The sequence below is a fragment of the Butyricicoccus sp. genome, from assembly GCF_050872565.1.
Lineage (GTDB): Bacteria > Bacillota > Clostridia > Oscillospirales > Butyricicoccaceae > Butyricicoccus_A.
Genome location: NZ_JBNMHC010000519.1, coordinates 1 through 1,091 on the forward strand (window position 1 = coordinate 1; position 1,091 = coordinate 1,091).

Consider the following 1,091-nt stretch of genomic DNA (forward strand, 5'->3'; position numbering starts at 1 on the left):
CCCATCGTAAATGCCGTGTCGAAATACAGCGGCAGACCGGCAAGATTGTTCGCGACATCGCGCCAGCCCTGCCAGCCGCCCATGTGCGCGAGAACCAGCTTATCCGGCGCGACTTCCTGCATCACGTGGCGGATGTGCGCCGTTGAGCAGTAGTTGTGTTCCGGAATGCCGATGTCGATACCGGCGTGCGTCAGAACGATGAGCCCCAGTTCCGTCGCCTTGTCGATGATGCGCAGATAGCGAATGTCGTCAAAGTCATAGCCTTGGTATGCCGGATGCAGCTTGATGCCCTTGATGCCCATGTCTGCGACATGCCGCAGCTCCTCTTTGTAATTGGTGAACTCCGGATGCATACCGCCGAACGACAGCAGACCGGTTTCTTCCCAGTGCTCGTTGGTGCGGGCGGCAAGCTCATTGAGCTTGGAGACCTGATGCGTATTGGTCATGACCGGCAGCAAGATCGACAGATCCACACCGGCGTTTTCCATCGAGCGGCGCAGGCCGTCGTTGGTCGCATCGGTAAATGCCATCGAACGCGATTTGCTTTGCAGCTGGGCGATGACAGAAGCGGCAATTTTGGCGGGAAAGGTATGCGTGTGAAAATCAATAATCATGCAGAAAATTCCTCTTGGCGGGCGTGATGGCAGCCGATGAAGCGCTCCAGCGGCTGACGCAGACGCGGGGTGAAGAACTTGATGACAATACCGGTGCACAGAGCGGCGATCAGTGTGCCCTCACGGGTGCCCTGAATGGTAAAGTCAAAGAAAACCAGAGACAGAACCAGTGCGATACATACGCAGCTGACATCAAAACAAATTTTCAGTGTGCCGAAATCCTTGTGTGTGGTGTCGGAAATGGCCTTGACAAATGCCTCACCGGAATTCATGACCGTGTTGGCAATGACGCAGAAGGAAATGCCAAAACCCAGAATGATTGTTCCGCAGCAGATGTTGACCAGACGCAGCGGATACAGCTCCGGAGAAGCCCAAGAGAACGCCCACATACCGAAATCTGTAAAATAACCAAACAGGAAAGACAGCGGAATCTGAAGCAGCTGAATCGGCTGGAATTTCCGGCGCAGAATGAGAATC

At 54.5% G+C, this 1,091-nt stretch carries 2 protein-coding genes; both read right to left on the bottom strand.

The window, feature by feature from the left end; genetic code table 11:
• The coding region (locus ACR0P9_RS13050; protein ID WP_432620828.1) for an amidohydrolase family protein at positions 1 to 614 on the bottom strand (614 nt) is incomplete at its 3' end.
• Positions 611 to 1,091 (bottom strand): YczE/YyaS/YitT family protein (locus ACR0P9_RS13055; protein WP_432620830.1); only part of this gene is annotated, 481 nt, incomplete at its 5' end. The genes ACR0P9_RS13055 and ACR0P9_RS13050, both read right to left, overlap by 4 nt.